Source organism: Corynebacterium confusum (assembly GCF_030408715.1).
Classification (GTDB): domain Bacteria; phylum Actinomycetota; class Actinomycetes; order Mycobacteriales; family Mycobacteriaceae; genus Corynebacterium; species Corynebacterium confusum.
On sequence record NZ_CP047202.1, the window covers coordinates 441,940 to 464,504 of the forward strand.

Genomic DNA, 22,565 nt, shown 5'->3' on the forward strand with positions numbered 1-22,565 from the left:
CCAAAAACATTTCGGGGGTGTATCAGCCGTGCTGGATCAGCGCGAGAGTATCCAAGTAATCGAGCCAACAACCTTAACGCAGCGCCAACCGGTGCCGCCGGCGCCGACTGGCACCATCACCGCAGAGGCGGTGCCGGAGGCCCAACGCAAGCAGCCCGTGCCGCTGGTGCGCATCATCATGCCCATCGTCATGGTCGCCGCCATGTTAGGCATGGTCGCGCTCATGGTCTTGAGCGGCGGGTCGGATCGGACCTTCAGCCCGCTCATGCTGATGTTTCCCATCATGATGCTGTCCAGCATGTTCATGATGTTCAGCCCGACCACCGGCGGCCAGGACCCGGACGAGACCCGGCGGACCTACCTGCGCCACCTCAAGGCGCTGCGCGAGAAGGCCCTGGACAGCGGCGCCGCCCAGCGGGCCCACGAGCTGCACCGCCACCCGCCGGTCGAACAGCTACCCGCCTTCGTCCACAACCAGCGGCTGTGGGAGCGCAGCGCCGAGGACCCGGACGCGCTCGAGGTGCGCATAGGGGTGGGAGAGACCAAGCTCGCCACGGAAATCCAGGTGCCGGAGGCGGCCGCGGCCGAAGACCTCGACCCGGTGTGCGCGGTCAGCCTGCGCCGGACTATCCAGGCGGTCGAAACCCTGCCGGAGATGCCCGTGGTCATCCAGCTCCAAGCCTTCGGCGTGCTGGGGATTTCCGGTTCCGGTGCGGCGGACCTGGCCCGAGCCATCGTCATCCAACTGGCCTGCGCGCACGGGCCCGACACCCTGGGCATTTCTGTGCGCTCCGTGCGTGGGGCCGGCTGGGAGTGGGTCAAGTGGCTGCCGCATGCCCGCCGTCCGGAGCAGGCGAACTACCGCGTTCTCATCGTCGACGGGGTGGCGACCACCGGGGTGGAAGACTTCCTCGACGAGGAGGGCATCACCACCATCATCGACGTCGGCTCGCGGCGCAACACCGTGCTCGGCCTGCGCGCCGAGCACGAGGGCCTGTGCCTGAGCCTGCGCGCCGGGGAGAGCCCGGATCCGGGCACAACGCTACTGGTCTCCACCGCCGCGGGCGAGGAGGAGCTGGGCCGCGCGGACCAGCTGGGCGAAGAGGGCGCGGTGCTCATCGCGCGCCGCATGGCCCGATGCCGCCGCCCGCTGGCCCAGCCGGGGCCCAAGCTCGGCTCCGGCGGCGGCGACCTGGTGGCCCTGCTCGGGCACCGCGACATCGCCGAGCTGCGCGGCGAGAACCTCTGGTCGGGGCGCGCCGGGTCGCAGCGCCTGCATGTGCCGGTGGGGCTGGACCCTAGCGGCCAGCCGGTCTACCTCGACCTGAAGGAGTCCGCCCAAGGCGGCATGGGCCCGCACGGTCTGTGCATCGGCGCCACCGGCAGCGGCAATTCCGAACGTGGGTTTGGGGTACGATGGCCGCATGGCAGATACCACAACGCAGCGAGCAGCGATCTACGCACGTATTTCACTCGATAAGCAGGAAGAAGCAGGTGTCAAGCGGCAGATTCACTTAGCCACTAAGCAGGCTGAGGCCGACGAAGCCGAGAGCGTCGCTACTTACGTGGACAACAACATCTCTGCGTTCTCTGGTGAGTACAGGCCTGAGTACGACAAGCTGATCCACGCTATTGAGAGCCGCGAGATTGACGTTGTCTACGTCTATGCACTCGACAGGCTGACCCGCCGGACTAAAGACACCCTCGCGTTGTTCGAGTTATGCGAGAAGCACAACGTCACCGTCAAAGCGAACCGGGGCTACAACATCGATCCAAGCGATCCTGCGTCGAGGCTCACCATCGTCATCCTCGGTCTCATCGCTGAGCAGGAGTCTATTGATAGAGCAGCCCGCATCCGCGCTGCATACGAGGACCGTGCTCGTACAGGCCGTCCCAAAACAGGCGGACGCCGCATGTTCGGTTACGAGGCTGATGCTGTAACCGTCATTGACGAAGAGGCTCAAGCCATCCTCGACGCTGCGGCAATGGTTATCGCTGGCAAGACCCTGCGTGAAACGGTGCGCGAGATCTTTCATACAAGGAATCTCCCCGCCACGTCCGGCCGCCCCATGACGGCCCCTACGCTGCGTGACATTCTGCTTAACCCTCGTGTGCGTGGCTTAAGTACGTTCAACCCCACCGATCCTGATACAGGCTTCCGTCTTGTAAAAGATCGTCAGGTCGTCGGCAGGGGAACATGGCCCGCGATCATCGACGAAGCCACTGGCGAGAAGCTTGATGCGGTGCTCCGTGATCCGTCCCGGCGGCGCTCACATAGCGGGAATGCACCGCGCTACTTCTTAGCATCAGTGCTCACCTGCACCTGCGGAGATCCGATGTATGCGCGCAGCCGAAGGAATAAGGCAGGCGAGCCGCGCCGGTACTACACGTGCAAACGGTCCGAACCTGGTGGTACACACGTGTCCATCGGCGCTGAGGTGGACGACCTCATCGAAGCTGTCATCCTCAAGCGCATGGCGCAGCCAGATGCCGTGGATGCACTACGCAACGCCTTAACGCCGGAGGATGACGGTCTTACCGAGCAGCTACAGGAGCTTGCAGGCGAGCGAAACGTGCTGCTAGCGCGCCGAGAACAGATCGAAGAAGCGATCATCGCTGCAGATGTTGATATGTCCACATTCGCGCGCGTGTCGAAGAAAATCGAAGATCAAATCTCCACTATCGACGAGAAGATGCGCGAGCTGACCACAAGCCGCGACGCTGATCCCCTTGCCGTAGAACTGGCCGACGGCCCTGACTTCGCTGAGTGGTGGGGTAGCGCTTCCGTTGAAGACAAGCGCAGGCTGACCCGGCTGCTCATGGAAATCTGTATCCTGCCAGGCAAGGCTGGAGCGAAGAAATTCGATCCGCACCGTGTGAAGATCGCCTGGCGGCAGTAACTGTCTGCGAAGCGCGTCTATGGGGGAACGCCACGGGAGCGGGCAGTTCGGGGGGAGACCTGCCTCTGTGCCGGGGGGGACACGCTCAACCGTGACGCTCCCGGGTGAATTATGACACGGCTGCTGCCCCTGCGCATGTCGAGCAGCCGAAAGAAAAACTTTGCTGTACGGTATCGTTAATTGGTTAGTTGTGTTACACTATCTATAACGTACAACGATCTCGTACACTTTTATCCTGCTGCTCCGTGCTCACTACAGCACTGCAGTGGCGGGGTGTACGGAATCGACCGATTTGTAGCTGGAAGGGAAACAGCATCGTGTCACGTATAACGATAGTTGATACTGTTGGGAAGGATTTTGTAGCGTCCAATATCGAGGAAGGTGAATTTAGCTACGTCAAGCAGGCTGGCACAAAGGAAAAGCTTGCGCGGCTACTTGGGCGTACACCCATCCATTACAAACTTGACATCCGGTTCTTCGATGAGGAATCAAATACGGCTGTGCTGATTGAGACTAAACAGCGCTATGACGATGGCGACGTAGCCCAACTCCGCGAGTATGTGGACGAAGAAAAAGCGTTGTTTCCTAACAACAAGATCATTGCCATCCTCGCCAACACGACTAACGAAGAGCTTCGCGTGTGGAAGAACAACGTCGATGACGAGTCTGAGATGCCAGGCGAGACGGCCATCGACACCATGTCATATTACGTCTCACTCTTCGAGGCGAGCCGTCAGAATAACCGCGAGCAGGTGCTCCGTAACACCTACGCACTCAACGAGCTGCTGCATAAGAAGGACATCGACGAGAAGCTGCGCAGCCAGTTTGTCGGCACCACACTGCTTTATGTTAAGGACTTCGTAAATAAGCTCGGTATCTCTGAAATTAATGAGGAGACCGCTGTACAGCTACGTGAACGCTGGGCAGTGTTCACTGCAGATCAGATTCGTACCGGCATTGAGACGACACTGGACAACCTTCTCGACGGCTCAGATAACAAGGCTAAGAAGATCGAGCTTCTGCGATCCAACGTTGTTTTGGATCAGAAGGTGCGTGCTCTCAAGCTTGATGACTGGCTCGACATTCTTATCGACATCGTCACTGGTATCTACGCCTACATCGACGAGGACAGTTCTGAGGGACAAGACCTGTTGAACCTGTTCTTCATTGCATTTAACAAGTACACCGGTAAGGCTGATAAGAACCAGGCCTTCACACCTGACCACATCACTGAGTTTGCGTGCCGTGTAACCGAGGTTAATCGCAACACGCGTCTCTTCGACGGTGCGTGTGGCTCCGGTTCCTTCCTTGTACAGGGCATGGTAAAAGCCCTGGCAGACTGCACCAAGATGAACGGCACGCAGCAGCAAAAAGAAGCTCAGCAAGCAAAGATCCGCCGCGAGCATATCTACGGTGTTGAGATTGAGGAAAAAGCCTACGGCCTGTCCACGACCAACATGCTGATCCACGGCGATGGTAACTCGAACATCAAACTTGGGAACCTATTCAAGTCAAAGGACTTTCTTCAGGAGGCCAACCCTGATGTGATCCTGATGAACCCGCCGTTCAACGCCAAGCCTCGTTCTATCCCTGATCGGTATAAGACCGACTGGGGTAAGGCCAAAGACGGCAAGGAAGACCCTACTAAAGGTATGGTCTTCGTCCAGTTCATCTCTGACTGTATTGTTGAATCCAACGCAACGCGACAGAAAAATAACGAGTCCACTAAAACCGTGCGTATGGCAGTGATCCTGCCTGTTGCAGCGGCCATTGGCTCTAATAAGGTTCTCAAGGAAACCAAGCGGCGTCTGCTCGTTAACAACACGCTTGAGGCGGTATTTACGCTGCCCAACGAGATTTTCTACCCCGGTGCCTCGGCATCCGCCTGCATGATGGTGTTCACACTTGGCAAACCTCACTATGACGGTAACGAGCCAGCTAAGGACACGTTCTTTGGATACTACAAGGACGATGCTCATATAAAGAAGAAGAACCTCGGTCGTATTGAACAATTTGACGAGAAGAACGCGAGTAAATGGAAGGCTGTGGAGGAGGAATGGCTCAAGCTCTACCGCAACAAGACAGTCAAGGCCGGTATGTCCGCTATGCATCCTGTGACGCACGAGGACGAGTGGCTCGTTGAGGCCTACATGGAAACTGACTATTCGACGCTTACTGCTGACGACTTCCAGCAGACTCTGAACAACTATCTCGCCTACCTCGTGAAAGAAGGGGTCGTGGTTGAGGGGGACTCTGCTTCGAGAGGTGATGTTTTATGAGAATCGACACGTCGACCTGGTGCAGTTTTACTGTCGAGTCACTTTTCACTATTCGCAACGGCCGGGGTATTACCGTCAGTGAGATTGAAGAAAACCCTGGCCACCTCAACGCTGTACAAAGCGGTGAGGAGAACAATGGTGTTATCGGGAAGATTAGTCTGGAGTATTGTCGGGAAAACGATTATGTGTTTACGAAGAGACCTTGCTTAACAGTGGCTAGAACTGGTTCAGCCGGATTTGTCTCTTTTCAGGCAGATGGTTGTGTTGTGGGTGACTCAGCCAAGATACTGCATCCGCGTTATGAAAATACGTCTACGGCCATCTACATTTTTCTTCAAACGATTCTGAACGCGAACCGTTTCAAATTTAGCTATGGCAGAAAAGTCACTGAAGAAAAATATCTGCGGGAGTTGGTATCCCTCCCCGTTAAAAAGGATTCCTCCGGTGAGCCAATTATCGATCCAGATAGTCCGTACAGCTCCGAGGGATACCTCCCGGACTGGCAGTTCATGGAAGACTATATTAAGAGTCTTGATCACAAACCGTTAAGCACCCGCAATAAAGTGCGTTCGATGCCCAAGTGGGATGAGTTTACCTGGCGGAGTTTTTCGGTAGGGTCGATATTCTCCATCCGTAACGGTCGGGGCATTACCGTAAGTGAAATAGAGGAAAACCCCGGCAACCTTAACGCTGTGCAAAGCGGTGAAGAAAATAATGGTGCTATTGGGAAAATTAGCTTAGATTTCTGCCGAGAAAACAACTATGTATTTACAGAGCGCCCCTGCCTAACCGTGGCGAGAACGGGTTCGGCAGGTTTTGTCTCTTTTCAAGCAGATGGTTGTGTTGTGGGGGATTCCGCCAAGATACTGCAACCTCGTTATGAAAACCTTTCTACGGCCAGCTATCTTTTTCTTCAAACGGTTTTGAATCAGAACCGTTTTAAATTCAGTTACGGACGAAAAGTCACCGAAGAAAAGTACCTCACTGACGTGATAAGCCTGCCTGTCAAAATCGATGGTTCAGGTAAACTCATTATCCGCCCCAACAGCCCTTATAGCCCTGAAGGATACGTTCCCGACTGGCAGTTTATGGAGGACTATATCCGTTCACTGCCTTACGGCGACCGCATTCCCGAGGATGGTGATTAACCATGCTTATCGGTTATGCCCGTGTGTCTACGTCCAAGCAAGGGCAGTCTCTCGACACTCAGCGTGAGGCGCTTGTCGATGCTGGCTGCGATGAAAACCACATCTACTCGGATACGATCTCGGGCACCAAATGGCAACGCCCAGGCCTTGATGACGCTCTGGCCTACATGCGTCCCGACGACACGCTGGTTGTGACCAGGCTCGACCGTCTTGGTCGCAGTCTCGCGGAGACGGTCAATACCATTGCTGACCTCGCGGAACGGGACATCAACGTCAAAGTCTTGGAACCAGCACTCGACACCTCACGGCCTGCTGACAAAGTGGTCATTAACGTCATGGCCTCACTCGCTGAGTGGGAAAGAGATCTCCTGATCCAGCGCACCCGTGAAGGCGTTGCACACGCTCGCGCACAGGGCAGGGTAGCCGGCCCGAAGCCGAAGCTCAGCGATGAACAGGCCCAGGTGGCCAAAGAGTTACTCGACGGCGGCAAATCGGTGAGTGCTGTGGCACGCACATTCAACGTATCTAGGCCCACCATTTACAGGGCCATCGAGCGCCTTGAGGCTGACGCATAACAGCCGAGACCTAGCACGAGGCTGCGTCGCTAGCGCTCGCACCCTGCAAGCCGGTACCAGGCAGCACTAGCGACGCCCTGAGCGCGTGGGGGTGCTGCAGGGCGCGGTAATAGCACTGCCCGGCACAGCCGGGGCCAAATACGGAATTGATCACACACATCCGTATTTGGCAAGGAGTGCTCATGTCCACCTACTCGCAAACTCTTACGTCCCACGGCGAGATCCTCGCCAACATCCCCGGCATCCTGGGCTTTTATCCACAGAACTCGCTGGTCATCTCGTTCTTTGAACGAAACAGTGACACCCCTGGTCTGCACCTGGGGCCGCTTGCCCGTCTCGACCTCGACGACGCTGTCGAGACGCTAATCGACAACCAAGCGCAATTCTCTGCCCTGTCCGGCAGCCTCGACACCGACGCCGTCATCGCGTACGTGGTCAGCAGCAACCCATCTGCTGCCGACGACCTGGCGGAGTTCCTGCTCAGCGAGGACTCACCACTGCCAACGGTGCTTGCCATCGTGCAGGTTCCAGAGATCACCTCTGGGACGGGATGGTGGACTGTCTACCAGCAGCTGAGTCTGTCAGCACCGCGCAGCGGCGTAGTTAGCGAGGTGTCCAGCTCCGCTGCGCTGCAGCAGATGATCTTAGATACCGGTCAGCTACCAGCACTGTCGCGTGGTGAACTGGAGCAACGTCTCGACAGCACGGCTCACGGCATCAACGAGGCCGAGTACCAGGACATCATCGCTGATGTTGAGGCTTACGAGAAAGAGATCCACTTCCTCCGCGACGACCTGCAGCGTGAGTATGAGCAGGCCACTGTGGGGATTGCAAACCCCACTGACACACGAGCTATCCGATCTGCGCTGAGGTGCTTCACTACTCCTATGCTGCGCGATCCACTGCTCGCAGCGCTACTGGACGAGCCAGAGCAGGGTCTTGAGTTCGCAGAACCCCTTATGCGTACCGTGCCACGAGATTGGCTCAAGATGCGGTCGCAAATAACCGCTACCGTGGCTGTTCTCGCGCAAGCCACTGGCCAGACAGGATTTGCAGGCGTGGCAGCGAACAAAGCCACCGAGCTGAGCGAGACAGAGAACTTTCCGAACCTGGTGGCCAGGTCCCTCAACCTTGGCCTAGGCAGCAAGCTGATTACAAGCGTCAAACAGGGTGCAGAGAAGGCACACTATCTTCTGTTCGACGCTTAAATCTTTCACCCCGTTGCAGCATGCGCTGTAGCGGGGTTTCTTTTTCTACCAGTGCCGTGACCAGGGAAGAAGGTCATTTCCACCGAGCAGGGGAGAAGCACCTAGACAGCAGAGCTGTCTCCAGAAACCGGATTGAGAATCAATCCACGACAAGGAGACGCATCATGTACCACTACACCAGCGAAGATCTCGAACTGCTCTACATGCTCTCTGACGGCGTTGATGGCGAAGACGCCGATCCGGGGGCTACGCAGGAGCTACGCGACCTAGAAGCAGCCGGAGCACACCTGCCCTGGGCCGTGCTGTAACAGCACTTACAGCAGCAGCAAAGCAGCTGCTCAAACACACAATTGAAAGACAATCACACACTCACTCATATAAGGAGAAATCACAATGTCCAACCCGTTTAACAATGGCACCATCGTTGGCAACGCAGCACGCGAGCCGAAGATCTTTGAGCACGCAAACGGCGGTGCGACGGTGAAGCTCAACGTCTACGCACGTAATACGTTCAAGAACAAGTCCACAGGCAAGGTGGAATCAGAGATTGTCGAACTCACTGGCTACGTGGCTGACGCCAAGAACCTCGGCGTCTTCGGATGCATCGGCGCTGGTGATCGCGTTGCAGTGAGCTACTCGCTGAAGACTGACAACTACACCGATAAGGACGGCAACAAGCACTATCCGCTGGTAGCGCGCATCGACACTGTGCAGCTGATCGACTCCAAGAAGGAGTCTGAGGCACGAGCAGCACGCCGCGAGAACAGCGCAGATAACGCTGCTGCTAATGACTCTGAAGAAGTGCCGTTCTAGTTGCAACAACACCCCGCAGGGAAACCTGCGGGGTTATTTTTTCAGCACAGACCACGCATAACGCCGTCGCCGTCCAGTACGGGAGCGCTGATACTCCTGCTCCAGACGCTCTGTCTCTACACAGTGCATTACATGAGCCATTACATGCGCTGTTTTACTGCACTGTGTACTAGCCATTCCATTACGCACTACGCTGGCGCACTTCAAGTTCATTGAAATCTTCTCAGACATTAGTGGTTCTCCTTCAAGTGAAGAATGCTTTAACTGGCCCCACCTTACCGGCATTCCTCTCAAACTTGGCCTCTGTTCGCTATGAGCGTTGGGGCACAGCGCCTAAGGCGCATACGGAAGCTGGGTTAACATTTACTCATGTCTGTTTCTGAGCTGTCCACCAGTACCCAGAACTATTTGAAAGCTATCTGGGGGCTAAAGGAATGGTCATCCGAGCCCGTTACCGCCACACTTATAGCGAAACAGCTGGGACTCAAGCTCTCCTCGGTCTCCGATGCAGTGCGCAAAATGTCGAAGCAAGGGCTCGTGTCACACACGCCCTATGGCTCTGTGGAGTTAACCGAACTTGGCAGGCAGTACGCATTGGTCATGGTGCGCCGCCACCGATTGCTTGAGTCTTTTTTGGTTCAAGCATTGGATTATACGTGGGACGAGGTCCATGATGAAGCCGAAAATCTTGAACACGCGGTGTCTGACATGCTCATAGAGCGCGTGGATAAGTTCCTCAATTACCCCACTAGGGATCCACACGGCGACCCTATCCCTACGGTTGATGGACAGGTCACTATCCCCAGTGCGCACCGTCTCACCGACAGCGGCGCACAACCGCAGGTGACCGTGGAACGCATTTCTGATTCCGACCCACAACTGCTGGCCTTCCTCAAAGAGCAAGGCATCGTCATTGGGGCTGTTCTTACCACGCGCGAAGGAACGCCCTTTTCAGAATCGCTCGAAGTACAGGTAGCCGACAGTACTCAGTGGGTAGTACTTGGGCGCCCAGCTACGGACGCAGTGTTTGTAGCACACCACAGCCTGTAGTCTTTCCCTTTCTCATTAATCCTGTCCCTACCTGCCCTTTTAAAAACTACGGTGCGGCGTAGTTTGCAACTACGGTAGTATGTAGTTAATCTTTTCGATCATCACCTATCCCACTTATGGCTAAGGCCAGGATGAGCAGGATTGTCATGTCAGACTCACCAGATTTGGTGTACTTTTCTAGCGTTTCTGAAAACACAAAAAGATTCGTCGAACGCTTAGATAGACCCGCAGTGCGCATTCCACTGCGGCCCAAGAAAACCGGAATGATCCAGGTTTCACACCCGTACGTACTCATCGTTCCAACCTACGGCGGTGGCTCGCTCAAACGCGCAGTCCCCAAACAGGTCATCGACTTCCTCAATGACCCAATCAACCGTTCCTTTATCCGGGGCGTGATTACCTCAGGCAATACCAACTTCGGAAGCGCTTACTGCGTCGCCGGCCGCATCATTTCCGCTAAGTGCCACGTTCCAGAGCTGTATCACTTCGAGCTGCTCGGCACGCAGAAGGACGTTGCCGCTGTAAAGCAGGGCCTTCACAAGTTTTGGGAGCAGCAAAGCAACTAACAATTACACCCCATTGATTTCCCACAAAATGAAGACCACATCCGCAACACACAGATTGGAAACCACAATGCCGCCACTTAAGGCCACCCCCACACAGCCCATTGGCCCTACGCCCCGCACCGCTTCAGCAGACGATGCCGGCGGTGTCGGTAAGCGCAAGAGCTACCATGCACTCAACGCGCAGCTGAACCTATTCGACGATTCGGGAAGAATCCAGTTCGACAAGGACATTGAGGCAACACAAGACTTTTTAGCGCACCATGTCACTCCCCGCATGCATCAGTTTGAATCCACCAAGCAGCGCTTGGAGTGGTTGGTTGATAACGAATACTACGAGCGGGAATTCCTTGAGCTTTATGATGACGATTTTCTGTGCACTATGTACGACAGAGCCCACCGAGCCAAGCATCAGTTCCGCACTTTCCTCGGCGCATTTAAGTTCTTTACTTCATACGCACTGAAAACCTTTGATGGCTCGCGATTTCTGGAAGGCTACGAAGAACGCGTCGCCACCACAGCTTTGTACCTTGCACAGGGCGATGAAGAGCTTGCGGAGAAGCTGGTGGATGACATCATGACCGGACGCTTCCAGCCCGCCACCCCTACTTTTCTCAACGCAGGAAAAGCCCAGCGTGGCGAAATGGTCTCCTGCTTCCTCCTTCGCATCGAAGACAATTTGGAAAGCATTGGCCGCAGCGTGAACTCTGCACTGCAGCTTTCAAAACGCGGCGGTGGTGTGGCCTTGTTACTGAGCAATCTGCGCGAATCCGGAGCCCCAATCAAAAAGATTGAGAACCAAGCTTCCGGCGTAGTCCCAGTCATGAAAATTCTGGAAGATAGCTTCAGCTATGCCAACCAATTGGGCGCTCGACAGGGCGCTGGAGCCGTCTACCTACATGCGCACCATCCAGATATTCTTCGTTTCCTGGATACCAAGCGGGAAAATGCCGATGAGAAAGTCCGCATTAAGACTCTTTCGCTGGGAGTTGTTATTCCAGATATAACCTTCCAGCTGGCCAAAGAGAACAAGGATATGCATCTTTTTAGCCCGTATGACATCGCTCGCGAGTACGGCGTAGCCATGTCTGACATGTCTATCACCGAGTATTACGACGAGCTGGTTTCCAATCCGCGAATTTCTCATACGACTATCAAGGCCCGCGAGTTTTTCACCACGCTGGCTGAGCTTCAGTTTGAATCTGGATACCCCTACATACTCTTTGAGGATACGGTCAACCGCGCTAATCCCCTCAAAGGACATATCAATATGTCCAATCTGTGTAGTGAGATCCTCCAGGTCAACACGCCATCCACCTACGGCGCCTCAGGTAACTACACCACCGTTGGCCAGGACATTTCCTGCAATCTAGGGTCGCTCAACATCGCTAAAGCTTTTGAATCACCGGACTTTGGGGAAACTGTTGAAACCGCGGTGCGCGCTCTCACGAAGGTCTCAGACCTAACAAATATCGAAGCTGTTCCTTCCATCGCTCACGGTAATGCATCCATGCATGCCATCGGGTTGGGCCAAATGAATCTCCACGGTTTCCTGGCTTCCAAGCGTATTCCTTATGGCTGCGCCGAAGCACTGGACTTTACAAATATCTATTTCCTGACCGTGACCTATCATGCGCTCCGTGCATCCCATGCGCTAGCGGTTGAGAAAGGTCAACGATTCACTGGCTTTGAAGAATCCACCTATGCCACTGGCGTCTACTTCGACAAGTACATCGACCAAGACTGGGCGCCGGCCACTGACCACGTAAAACAGCTATTCCATGAGGCTGGCGTGCAGATTCCTCAACGCGAGGATTGGCTACGGCTCAAGAACCAAGTGATGCAAGACGGCATCTACAACGCCTACTTGCAGGCAGTTCCACCCACTGGATCAATTTCCTACATCAATGACTCCACCGCGTCCATACACCCGATTGCCTCCAAGATTGAAATACGCAAGGAAGGCCGCTTGGGGCGCGTGTACTACCCCGCACCGGAAATGACCAACGACAACTTGGAGTATTTCGATGACTCCTACACCGTGGGGTACAAAAAAATCATCGACACCTACGCTATGGCCACCCAACACGTGGACCAAGGGCTTTCCCTGACTTTGTTCTTCACCGCTGACACCACTACGCGGGACATCAACAAGGCACAAATCTATGCCTGGAAAGCCGGAATCAAGACCTTGTACTACATCCGTTTACGCCAACCTGCACTCCAGGGAACCGAGGTCGAAGGCTGCGTTTCCTGTGCTCTGTAGGAACACGGTCTTTCCTTCATTCACAACCATCCATCAAGAAAGAAAGAAGCTATGTCTTCAACATCAAACACTGCTGAGCTAACCAGCATCTCAGTTACGCCGCCAAGTTACCGGCATGACCCTTCAGCCCGCATCCGCGCCATCAATTGGAATCGGGTGAGCGATGAGAAGGATCTTGAAGTGTGGAACCGCCTCACCGCCAACTTTTGGTTGCCAGAAAAGGTTCCACTTTCAAACGATCTCCCGGCGTGGCAGAGGATGACACCGGAGGAACGCAACCTCACCATGCGGGTGTTCACGGGACTCACCACCCTGGACACCGTCCAGGCCACTGTGGGCGAAATCTGTCAGATCCAAGATGCCCGCACCGAGCACGAGGAGGCCGTGTATACCAACATCGCCTTCATGCAATCAGTCCATGCCCGTTCTTACTCTTCAGTGTTTTCTACTTTGAGCAGTACGAAAGAAATTGATGAGGCATACCGCTGGGCGGTGAATAATGACCTTCTCCAGGCACGCGCCAAAAAAGTGCTCACTCATTATTTTGGACCCGATCCACTCAAGCGCAAAGTGTCATCGACGCTGCTTTCCTCGCTGCTTCTCTACGCGGGTTTCTATCTTCCCCTGCATTTTTCCGTCCACGCCACCCTGACAAATACGGCAGACATGATTCGCCTCATTCTGCGTGACAAGGCAGTGCACGGTTACTACTCAGGCTACAAGTACCAGCGCGGACTGGAAACGTCTGCTCCACAACGGCAACAGGAGATGCATGATTTCACTATTTCCTTGCTCGAAGAGCTTTATGCCCTAGAGCTGGATTATTCCGGCGAGCTATATGAGCCGTTGGGGCTCATGGATGATGTAGCTGTATTCGTTCGCTATAACGCCAATAAGGCGCTCATGAATTTGGGCTACCCGGACTACTTCCCACCTGAAGAAACGGAAGTGAACCCGGAAATCCTCGCTGCCCTAGCACCTGGAGCAGATGAAAACCATGACTTCTTCTCCGGCTCCGGTTCCTCCTATGTCATTGGCACCGCTGAAGAAACGAGTGATGATGACTGGGATTTCTAAACCGTTTCCACGACCAGACCAAGGAAGCTGGCTTGAGACCATCGCGCTGTTTGAAGCCATCCGCGAAGGAAACCAACCAGCAGCCATGCGGCTTTTGGATACGTCCGCCGCACGGGAGGCCGTCCTCGGGGGACTGTTAGGACTCATCGAACTGTACTTCCGCCATGAAGAAGACAAAGTGGATAACTTTCTTACTGCCGCCCACGCCGCCGGGCCACCGCCTGCCTTTGGCTGCAAGCCTTTTCTCCCTTGATCGCACGTACCTACGCCCAACTAAGAAGAAAGGACTTCCTATGACCACCCCACGCATTAGTGTTATCGTCGGCAGCCTGCGCCGCGGCTCATTTGCGCGCAAGATTGCACACGAAGTGCTCACAATGATCCCTGAAAACTACCAGGCAGACATCGTTGAAATCCGTGACTTGCCGCTCTATGACTTCGACTACGATGACCCCTCGGTCACGGACAAGCCCATTCCAGCTGAGTACACCACTTTCCGCGACACCATCAAGAACTCGAGCGGCGTCCTCTTTGTTACCCCGGAAAATAACCGTACTATCCCTGCCTGTCTCAAGAATGCAGTGGACATCGGTTCCAAGCCCAACTCGGATGTGGCTTGGAAGAACCTTCCCGCAGGTATCATCAGTCACTCTGTAGGCCGCATGGGCGGCTACAGTTCACAGAAGAACCTCCGGCTCGCCCTGTCCTACTTCGATATGCCGCTTCCTGGTCAGCCCGAGGTATTCCTTGGCCAATCCCCCACCCTCTTCGAAGACTCCGGCCATCTCAATGAAGGCACCGCAGGCTTTGTCAAAGACTACGTTATACGCTTCCTGCAGTTGGTCGACATGACATTAACAGCCAAGCACAGCTAGCGACGGCGACTAACCCTAGCCACCGCCCTCTACGAAGTACTTGAAGGCTTCTAAAGGGCCTTCTCAAAGACACAAACCCCGGATTCACACTCATCCTTGAGTTACCTGAATCTGAACCCAGGACGCTTCAAAAAACACCGCTCTAATTCTTCGATTTTCGCTGAATTAGAGCGGTTTTAGCGCTGTCGCTGGACACTGACCCCGGCGACACCCTGCTAGGCCGCTACAGGGCCGTACAGGGCGCGTGGTGAGCTACTACAGCTCCATGCCACCATCGCGGTCGCGCTGTTGCTGCTGCTGGCGGCGCTTGTTGGTTCGTTCCTGAGCACGACGGCGTGCGGCGGTCCGTTCCTGCTGAGTGCGCTGTTCGACAGTATCGAGGTAGCGCTGCTTCATCTCAGGGTCGTTATCGAGTTCGACATGCAGGAAGTCCCGGTCTACGTGGGAAATCTCTTGCAGAGACTCAACAGCCTCTTCGATGATGATCTTGGCTTCCTCCTCTGCAGCTGCGCGGCGCGCTTCGAGACTTTCGGCGAACGCACGTTTCTCCGTGTCAAAGGCTTCACGCTCACTGTCCAGGGCTGCGCGTTCGCTAGCCAGCTGTTCACGCTCACGCGCGGCCTCGCTGCGGATGCTCTCAGCGTCCCGCTCGGCTTCCTTGCGTGCTGAGGTGCGGATGCTCTCTGCGTCCTGTTCCGCACGCTTGAGCTTGCCCTCTGCAGCACTGTTGACCTCTTCGGCACGGTCCAGCAGCTCATCTGCTTGAGCTTCGGCCAGCCCTGCCGTCTGCTCAGCATCCTTGCGTGCTTCACTACGGATCTGCTCTGCCTCCTGCTCAGCCTTCTCGCGTGTCTCGCGTAGTACGCGTTCGGCCACTGCACGCGCCTGCGTGTCAGCGTTCTCCAGTACGCCCTGCGCTGCTTCACGGTCTTTCTTGGCCTGTTCGAGTTCCTCTGCGGCCTGCTTGAGATCACGGTCAATCGCGTCCATGTCTCGTTGTACAGAACGGCGCTTGACCTCCACCTCGTCCTCGCGGTTCGTGAGGTCACGCTCCCGGTCCTGCTGCTCCGCATAGCGGTCAGGACTGAGTGACTCGTCGTGTCGTTCAGACACATCTAGCTCTACCGGATAACCCAGCGCGTACATGTGCTCGCGGAGTCCGCGCTGCGCGTCGATGAACTTCTGGTTCCCGGAGATTTGTTTGCCCTTCTTCGGGCCATCTTTGTACCGCACCGAGGTGTCGGTGTTGTACGCGATGCCGGGGCGGCAACGTAGCTTGGCAGGGTCTTTCGGGTCAGGGGAGAAGGTGTCAGCCTGGAACTGGATGTGAGGCGTGCTCTCATCGAAGTTCATATCCCCGCCGGCCACAGCATCGATGCCGCCGGGGATGAAGTTCTCGGCGAGCCAGCGCATCGACTCTTCGAGGTACTCCTTCGCTTCGTCGTAGTCGCGCGCTACCAGCCGTGCTCGCTTCACCTCACGGCCGTCCACCTCACTGGTGTAGAAATCGGGGACCTCCACACACATCGACTTCGGCAGATGCACGACGAACAATGACGTTTCAAACGAGTTCTTCTGTACACGTACACCGTCCATACGGGCGTCCTGGTACTGCAGGACTTCCTCGACGGATGTTGCGCGCCTGAACGTCCCATCTCCGTTGTTCACGAACGGGACGTTCAAGTGCGCGTCGGCCACGACGATGTTTGAGTTCATCGCGGCCTGATGCGCGAGATCCTGCGGATCTAATTCTCGCATCGCCTCCTTGAGGAGTCGCTTGCGATCTCCACGTGTGTCTCCGCCGCAGTTATCGCGGCGAAGATGGCGCAGATTGAACGCTGCGCGTCCCTTCTGCGCTGTAGATGTCTCCGACATATCTGTGTACCTCCTGTAGATGTGTGCGCGCACACGGAGCCTCTGTCTTCGACCCCTCCATGTACGCGCACACATGGCGAACTTGAGTTTTCTGGGGACCCCTAAGAATCGTTCGGGTCCCTTAGCTACGCCGTCCCACACGATTCTACCCCAAAAAACTCAAGTTCTTTAGCCCCCTAAAGACCTCAGTCTAACCTCCTCGCAAGCTCGGATAACCGAGGTCTCACGGGGGCGCCTGCAGCGGGCAATAGCGAAGCTGCAAAACCCTCCCTATTCGGTCGGCTTTCTCCGCTTCGCCTTGTGTGAAAGGCTACGTGACCTGCGAAGATACGCTGTGGCGATCTCCTTGGTCCCGTAGCAGGGCAGTGTCTTCACGGCGCTATTCGCCCCATTCGACCCTGCCAGAGGCTTCTGACGAAGCCCGACATAACCGTCACATTAAAAATGTACCGGTTATGAAGCGGTGCGCATTTTCGGCGCGAAAATTGACGCCGGTATGTAAGCGGTGCATTTTCCCTGCTCATGCAGTGAAAATAAGACTTTTCAAAAAAGTCCTGGCGTCGCACCCCCTTATACTGTGTTTACGGTGTCAGCGCTGAAAATCAGCTCTGACACATCAAATCCGTCATCGCTGCAGCTCAGACGGTAAAAAATCGGTTATGAACCGATTGTTTTTTGCGTGTAACCGGTTCGTAACCGGTTGCCAAAATATCCTTCGGAATATCCGCCGTAGCCGGACTGTTTTCGCGTTGCTGCAGCCTTGCAGCATGGCCACGGCAGTGGCTCTGGGCACGACAAAACCCCGCCACGAGGACGGGGTTTCGATGGGGGAGCAACCGCTACAGCGGTACAGTTCTCGCGCTTAGACCGTACGGCGACACAGGGTTCGGCCGTACAGTCTCGCGCCTAATTCTGTACAGTCTCGCCGGAGTTATCCGGCTCGCCAGACGCTCCGCTGTCGGTACCAGACGACTTCTCACCGTCAGGCTCGGTGGGCTTGGCCGCCTTGTCTTTGCCCTCTTTGGGCGGCTCATCGCCGTCGAGGTTTACCTCAAACTCTTTGGCGTACTCACGCATCTTCTCTAGCCGTTCCTTCGCCGCCTTGTGTGCACGGCGGGCTTCATTCACGACGTCTTTGGCCCGCTGTTCTTCAAGCATCGCGGCCTCGTAGTCTTCACGAAAAGACATGATTTTTCTCCTTGGTTGAGGGTTATTTCTTACTGAGGTTTGCCGACAAACAATGCCCACAGACCACAGGTGCAGAGCGTCATCATCCACCAGAAAAACTTGGCAGCCGGTGACGCCTTACGAATTACCTGAGACACTTTTCTCTCCTTAATTGATCATCAACAAAAACGGTTTGCACTAACACACGCGGCGGACCACGCGTGGGCAGTAGGGCGCTCATGTGGCACCCCTACTTACAGCCAGCCCATGACTCCGCAGGGCCTGCAGAGTCAGACAGGACAGGGACTTCCACACCGTCCTTGCCGGGCAGTGTGACAGCGTTGAAAGCAGCCATGACGGTCTGCTTGATCTCCTCGGCACGGTCACGCGGGACCGACAGCACGATCTCGTCGTGGACGAAGATGCGGATCATTTCCAGCACCTCCTGAGGGAGGTTCAACACGCCCTCTAGGAACACATCACGTGCCGTGCCTTGGCCGTACGCGGCAGGTGCTTGTGTGTACGCAGTGGAGCGTCCTACAGCCACACGGCGGCCAAACCCAGTTGCAACCCAGCCGAGCGCCTCAGCGTGCTTGCGAAGGTGGTTTTTGAAGTATTCGAGTTGCGGAAACTCGAAGTGCATGCGGTCCAACTGCCCCTGTGCCTCGACCTCGGAGATGCCAGCGTGGGCTGCAAAACTCTTTGATCCCATGCCGTAGTTCGCGGCGTGGCCGAGTGCCTTCGCATCAGGCCTGCGCTCAGCGTCACCGAAGACCCTGATGGCCATCTCGGTGTGGGCGTCGCGGCCCGGCGCAAAGAGTTCTGCGTACGCAGAATCACCGCTACCTGCTGCCATGCAGCGCGCGTCGATCTGGGAGAGATCCACGGAGATCAGTTCTTCGTCAGCGTTATCGGCCACAATCATTTCGCGCTGGCGGATCAGCCGTGCATCGCGAGAACCGAACACCGTCATGCCGGGGTTCGTGGTACTCAGCCGACCAGTGACCTGGCTTGATTGGATACTTGGATACACCTTGTCTCCGCGCAGATGCTTCTTGATCGTCGAGGCCGGAGTAGAAGACTGCAGCAGCGCCTCCATCTTCTCGGCCAGTTCGACAACCTCCGACACGTCAGCGTGCTCTGCCGCGAGCTGATTTAGCGCCTTAGCGCTGATGCTGATACGCCCGCTCTTCGTACGTGGAACAGCAACGCCGAAACTATCTAGATAGTCGGCAATAGCTTGTTTTCCGCTGTTGGACGACCACGGTTCTTTCCCCTCATCAGGGATACCAACCGTGTCCACAAGCCATTCACGGATCTCAGCCTTGACGACTGCTTCCTCTGCGAGGAATTGCTCGACCTTGGCAGTGTCAACGCGGATGCCGTGAGCCTCAACCACGCTCAGAACGTGCATTTTCTCGTGCTCGCGGCGCAGATACTCTGCGCTGACGGCCTCCAAGGCGGCTGGGAGCATCTGGTTATAGACAGCTACGTTTGCACGCACGTCTTGCAGTGCATACGCGATGTATTCAGCATTATCCAGCGGGATCTTGTCAAAACCACCATATTGCTTAGCCAGCGCCTTGAGCGCGCTATCACCGTCGCGGAGCAGTTTGCCGTCTACACCACAACGTTCGGCCACAGCGTCGAGACCGTAGCCCAAATTGGTGTCCCCACCGGCAGCCAAGCGAGACAGGATCAACGTGTCGTGTACTTTGCCGGCCTCTATAAGAGCCTTGTCATCCAAGCCGTAGAGCCGTTGCAACGCTGGCAGGTCGTATTGCACGATGTTGTGGCCAACGATGGTGTCTGCGTGCTCTAGCAGTGGGATGAGTTCACTAGCAATGTCGGTGGTGGCCACAGGCTCTGCACCGTTGACGGAGTAGGTGGCGAGGCGTACGAAATCAGGATCATCCGTGACGTGCAGGTCATCTGCGTCACCAGTTTCAAGGTCGAACACGACGGTTGTGCTGTCGGAAGGTGCTGCGGGTGAGACAGGTTCATCTGCTGTTTCTGCAGGTGTTGGCGTCGGCTCGGGTGCTGGCGGGGGAGTACCGCCGCCGTTGCCGCCGTCACCACCGGTGCCGGGATCACCGTCGTCACCATCGTCACCGTCACCGAAGGGACCACCACCAGCAAGAGGGTCATCCTCCGGTGCTCCACGCCAGACCACTTGGTACCGCCGTTCAGAAAACGGGCCTCCCTCAATTGATTCGATAGCAAGGCCGTCAAGCGTGCGGTTTTCGAGCCGCCTATACACACGGTTAAGCGAGAACGACCGAGCGTCCTCAGTACCGTAAATACCCGAAGGTAGAGGTACGTAAGGGTCTTCCATGCCCAACTTTGCCCACAACGTGTCTGAGGAATCGACATCGTCCTGTTCATTGATCTTTGCGATGATGCGCTCAATGTCATACGGACGGAAGCCGTTGGGGCACCGGCCAGAGCCTTGCACATGGGCATACAGCCAGTACAGGTGCATAATGTTTGTGCGTTCACCATCGTTGCGCTCACGACGCTGCTCGGCCACACCGTCCATGAAGTCGCCGTAGCCGACGTGCTCAAGCACCCCGCCGACGTTGAAATACCATTCCTCGAAGCTGCCGACCGGCGCGCCAGGTCGAGGTTCGGGCCTGCCGGCAACAATCCACGCTTGAACAAACGTCAGCAGAGCTGCCAACAGCTCCGGGCGCTTTTCCTTAATCGTGGCATTGAGTCGTGGGTATTTGAAGCCACTTCGCGCCTCGGCAAAGTCAGTAGGGACTTCCAGGTCGATGTAGAAGAATCGGCGGCCATTGTCATCTGAACATGAAACGTTGTTGCCGGTGAAGACCATTTGCATATTGTTCGGAACACTAATCATGCGAGATTCACCGAGTACACGGCCCTCGTGGCGCTCGGCGGTAATCGCTGCAGCCAGAGACTTGAAGTCCAGAACTCCGTCGGGTTCGTCAAAGAGCGCGAGCGTGTTTCCCGCAAGAAACATAGAGGTCAAGACCTTGGAAAACTCATCGTCCTTGCTCGGGCATTTCGTGACAGGTACGGGTGAACCCGTAATCAACGTCGAAGCACCGGACATGATCACACCTTTACCCACGGCAGGGCCAGAACCAGAAATACAAGCCGCAGGGGACTTATCCACAGACGGCCTGAACAACATGCTCAGCAACAACGCTATAAGACGGCTGAAGTCTTGAGGTGTCTTGAAGGGGAAGTCAGAGAAGATATCCTCAAGCTTCTCGCGCGCAGCAGCGATGTCCTGCTCAGTCGGGTTCTCAGGGATAGCCAAGTTTTCAACATCAGCGTCGAGATCAACAAACAAGCCAGTCTCGGGGTCCAGTCCAGACACAGTGATAATCCGACCGCTGCGCGTAATGATGGGGGAGTTCACCAGCCCGTTGAGCTGCGGGAATCTTTTCGCCCATTTCGGCTGGAACATCGTGTCAATGTCGGTAGCAGTCGGATCGACAAGCTGCACATCATTCTTCGTAAGACGATAGGGTGTGACCGCCTCACTGACCAGGCTCAAGCCGTTAGCACGGTTGACCTTCACGATCTCACGACGTGCGTCCTCCGGCTGACTCTTTCCATCAGTTACCTCAAAGATCTCGCTGGGTTCCTCACGCGGCAGCATCTCAACAGCGGTCGTGCCCTGACGGAAAAGCGCTTTCCCCGCATGAGTTGCATGAAGAGCCTTGAACATCGTCTCACGGCGAGTTTGGGGATGCCCTTCGTCGTAGTTGATAAGCAGGCTGCCATTAGCGCCTATCTCATCAAGCATTTCCTTAAGTTCTTCTGCGCTGGTGACACCGCCACGCATTTCAGGCATCTTCGGCATCTTCCGAGCAGGCTTGTCTTGGGCCTTGCTGATCCACAAATCCAGCATCTCTGCGCGCTTGTCTTCGGCAAGCCCAGCAAGCACATCATCAAGACCCTGCTTGCCCTGACCGGGCACCTGTACAAACCGAACAGGTGATGCGCCGTACTGCATGAGCAGGTCACGAAACTCACGCGCACCGTCGTAGACGCGCCGATTCGTGCTCGCGTCAGCATCAGGGACGATGCAGACGTACAGGCCCATGAACTGCGAGAGTACAGCGTAGTTCTGCAAGCCCTTCCATCCCCAGATACCCGTGATGCGGTAGACAGCAACCGTGTCGTCCGTATTCGACAGAGCGGCAAGGGCTTGCTTCGTGCCTTCAACGATGAGTACAAACTTCGTCTCATCGGTGACAGGCCGCAGTACCGTCAGCGCAGGCGGGGGAGTACCCCACTCGTTGTCCTTGGTTGGGCAGATGTACTTCTTCGGCCGACCCTTACTGTCGCACACCGATCCAGGCCGAGGCTTGACTTGATACGTGGTTTCACCACTGATCTCTTCCATCGGGAAGACGAGAGCGGGCAGTGCATCAGGGCCGATCCACTGCAGTTCCTTGGGCACAGCCTCAATGGTGCGAGCTGAGTACACACCACAGGACGCAATGACCTCATCTGAGATCGCGCTGCTACGTAGTTCTTCGAGATGCTCATCAGTGAGCTTCGGAGTCACGGTATGGACAGGAGAAGATTTTGTATCTTCTAGTTGACGGTCTGATACCACAGTGGTATCATTACAGGCAGAAACACTGACTGCCTGACCGTTGTCGTTGTTTTGGCCCCCGGTAGCTACGGGGGTCTTTTTCTTTGCTTCCATAGTTACGCCGCACCTCCGAGAACAGTCACGAGCTGCGGGTTAAGTAGCAAAAAGTGTGTCTGAGTTTCAGCGTTTC

General features: G+C 55.9%; 17 protein-coding genes. 14 read left to right on the top strand and 3 right to left on the bottom strand.

All coding sequences use genetic code 11. The features are described from left to right. The first annotated feature begins 28 nt into the window (after positions 1-28). The 14 genes from CCONF_RS02190 to CCONF_RS02255 all read left to right on the top strand — a co-directional run bounded on the left by CCONF_RS02190 (position 29) and on the right by CCONF_RS02255 (position 14,754). The gene (locus CCONF_RS02190) at positions 29-1,480 is read left to right on the top strand and encodes a cell division protein FtsK (protein ID WP_290224762.1); all 1,452 of its coding nucleotides are present in this window, start codon (positions 29-31) and stop codon (positions 1,478-1,480) included. Continuing rightward, positions 1,425-2,900, top strand: coding sequence for a recombinase family protein (locus CCONF_RS02195; RefSeq protein ID WP_290224764.1), 1,476 nt, complete (start codon positions 1,425-1,427; stop codon positions 2,898-2,900). The genes CCONF_RS02190 and CCONF_RS02195 overlap by 56 nt, the downstream gene beginning before the upstream one ends. 317 nt (positions 2,901-3,217) lie before the next feature. Further along, positions 3,218-5,179 (top strand): HsdM family class I SAM-dependent methyltransferase, encoded by a 1,962-nt coding sequence (locus tag CCONF_RS02200; protein ID WP_290224766.1) that lies wholly within the window; start codon positions 3,218-3,220, stop codon positions 5,177-5,179. Next, positions 5,176-6,327 carry a restriction endonuclease subunit S gene (locus CCONF_RS02205; RefSeq protein ID WP_290224768.1) on the top strand — a complete coding sequence of 384 codons (1,152 nt, stop codon included), beginning with the start codon at positions 5,176-5,178 and terminating at the stop codon, positions 6,325-6,327. Before CCONF_RS02200 ends, CCONF_RS02205 begins: the two co-directional genes overlap by 4 nt. 2 nt (positions 6,328-6,329) lie before the next feature. After that, positions 6,330-6,902 (top strand): recombinase family protein, encoded by a 573-nt coding sequence (locus CCONF_RS02210; RefSeq protein ID WP_290224769.1) that lies wholly within the window; start codon positions 6,330-6,332, stop codon positions 6,900-6,902. A gap of 182 nt (positions 6,903-7,084) precedes the next feature. Further along, the gene (locus tag CCONF_RS02215) at positions 7,085-8,110 is read left to right on the top strand and encodes a DUF4192 domain-containing protein (protein ID WP_070769159.1); all 1,026 of its coding nucleotides are present in this window, start codon (positions 7,085-7,087) and stop codon (positions 8,108-8,110) included. A 164-nt stretch (positions 8,111-8,274) separates the two neighbouring features. Next, on the top strand, positions 8,275-8,418 hold the full coding sequence (locus CCONF_RS02220) for a hypothetical protein (protein WP_168166961.1): 144 nt from the start codon (positions 8,275-8,277) through the stop codon (positions 8,416-8,418). Between the two features lie 85 nt (positions 8,419-8,503). Then, complete coding sequence (locus CCONF_RS02225) at positions 8,504-8,923, top strand: single-stranded DNA-binding protein (RefSeq protein WP_070362918.1); 420 nt, start codon at positions 8,504-8,506, stop codon at positions 8,921-8,923. Between the two features lie 369 nt (positions 8,924-9,292). After that, the gene (locus CCONF_RS02230) at positions 9,293-9,973 is read left to right on the top strand and encodes a metal-dependent transcriptional regulator (RefSeq protein ID WP_022862719.1); all 681 of its coding nucleotides are present in this window, start codon (positions 9,293-9,295) and stop codon (positions 9,971-9,973) included. A 146-nt stretch (positions 9,974-10,119) separates the two neighbouring features. Beyond that, positions 10,120-10,539: a class Ib ribonucleoside-diphosphate reductase assembly flavoprotein NrdI gene (gene nrdI / locus CCONF_RS02235; RefSeq protein ID WP_033399510.1), complete on the top strand. Its 420-nt coding sequence runs from the start codon at positions 10,120-10,122 to the stop codon at positions 10,537-10,539. Between the two features lie 67 nt (positions 10,540-10,606). Then, the gene (gene nrdE / locus CCONF_RS02240) at positions 10,607-12,802 is read left to right on the top strand and encodes a class 1b ribonucleoside-diphosphate reductase subunit alpha (RefSeq protein WP_052205721.1); all 2,196 of its coding nucleotides are present in this window, start codon (positions 10,607-10,609) and stop codon (positions 12,800-12,802) included. 51 nt (positions 12,803-12,853) lie between these two features. After that, a complete protein-coding gene (gene nrdF / locus CCONF_RS02245) occupies positions 12,854-13,879 on the top strand; it encodes a class 1b ribonucleoside-diphosphate reductase subunit beta (protein ID WP_034666259.1) in 1,026 nt (341 codons plus the stop codon). After that, entirely contained in the window at positions 13,863-14,132 is a 270-nt protein-coding gene (locus tag CCONF_RS02250) for a hypothetical protein (protein ID WP_034666257.1), read from the top strand. The genes nrdF and CCONF_RS02250 overlap by 17 nt, the downstream gene beginning before the upstream one ends. 40 nt (positions 14,133-14,172) lie before the next feature. Continuing rightward, positions 14,173-14,754 (top strand): NADPH-dependent FMN reductase, encoded by a 582-nt coding sequence (locus CCONF_RS02255; protein WP_022862715.1) that lies wholly within the window; start codon positions 14,173-14,175, stop codon positions 14,752-14,754. A gap of 255 nt (positions 14,755-15,009) precedes the next feature. On the opposite strand, the gene CCONF_RS02260 is transcribed toward CCONF_RS02255, so the two are convergent. From CCONF_RS02260 to CCONF_RS02270, 3 genes are all read right to left on the bottom strand, one after another. Then, positions 15,010-16,629 carry a plasmid recombination protein gene (locus CCONF_RS02260; RefSeq protein ID WP_246819277.1) on the bottom strand — a complete coding sequence of 540 codons (1,620 nt, stop codon included), beginning with the start codon at positions 16,627-16,629 and terminating at the stop codon, positions 15,010-15,012. Positions 16,630-17,535: 906 nt separating this feature from the next. After that, a complete protein-coding gene (locus CCONF_RS02265) occupies positions 17,536-17,817 on the bottom strand; it encodes a hypothetical protein (protein WP_290224780.1) in 282 nt (93 codons plus the stop codon). A gap of 229 nt (positions 17,818-18,046) precedes the next feature. Beyond that, on the bottom strand, positions 18,047-22,489 hold the full coding sequence (locus tag CCONF_RS02270; protein WP_290224782.1) for a DNA polymerase: 4,443 nt from the start codon (positions 22,487-22,489) through the stop codon (positions 18,047-18,049). Between the last annotated feature and the right edge of the window lie 76 nt (positions 22,490-22,565).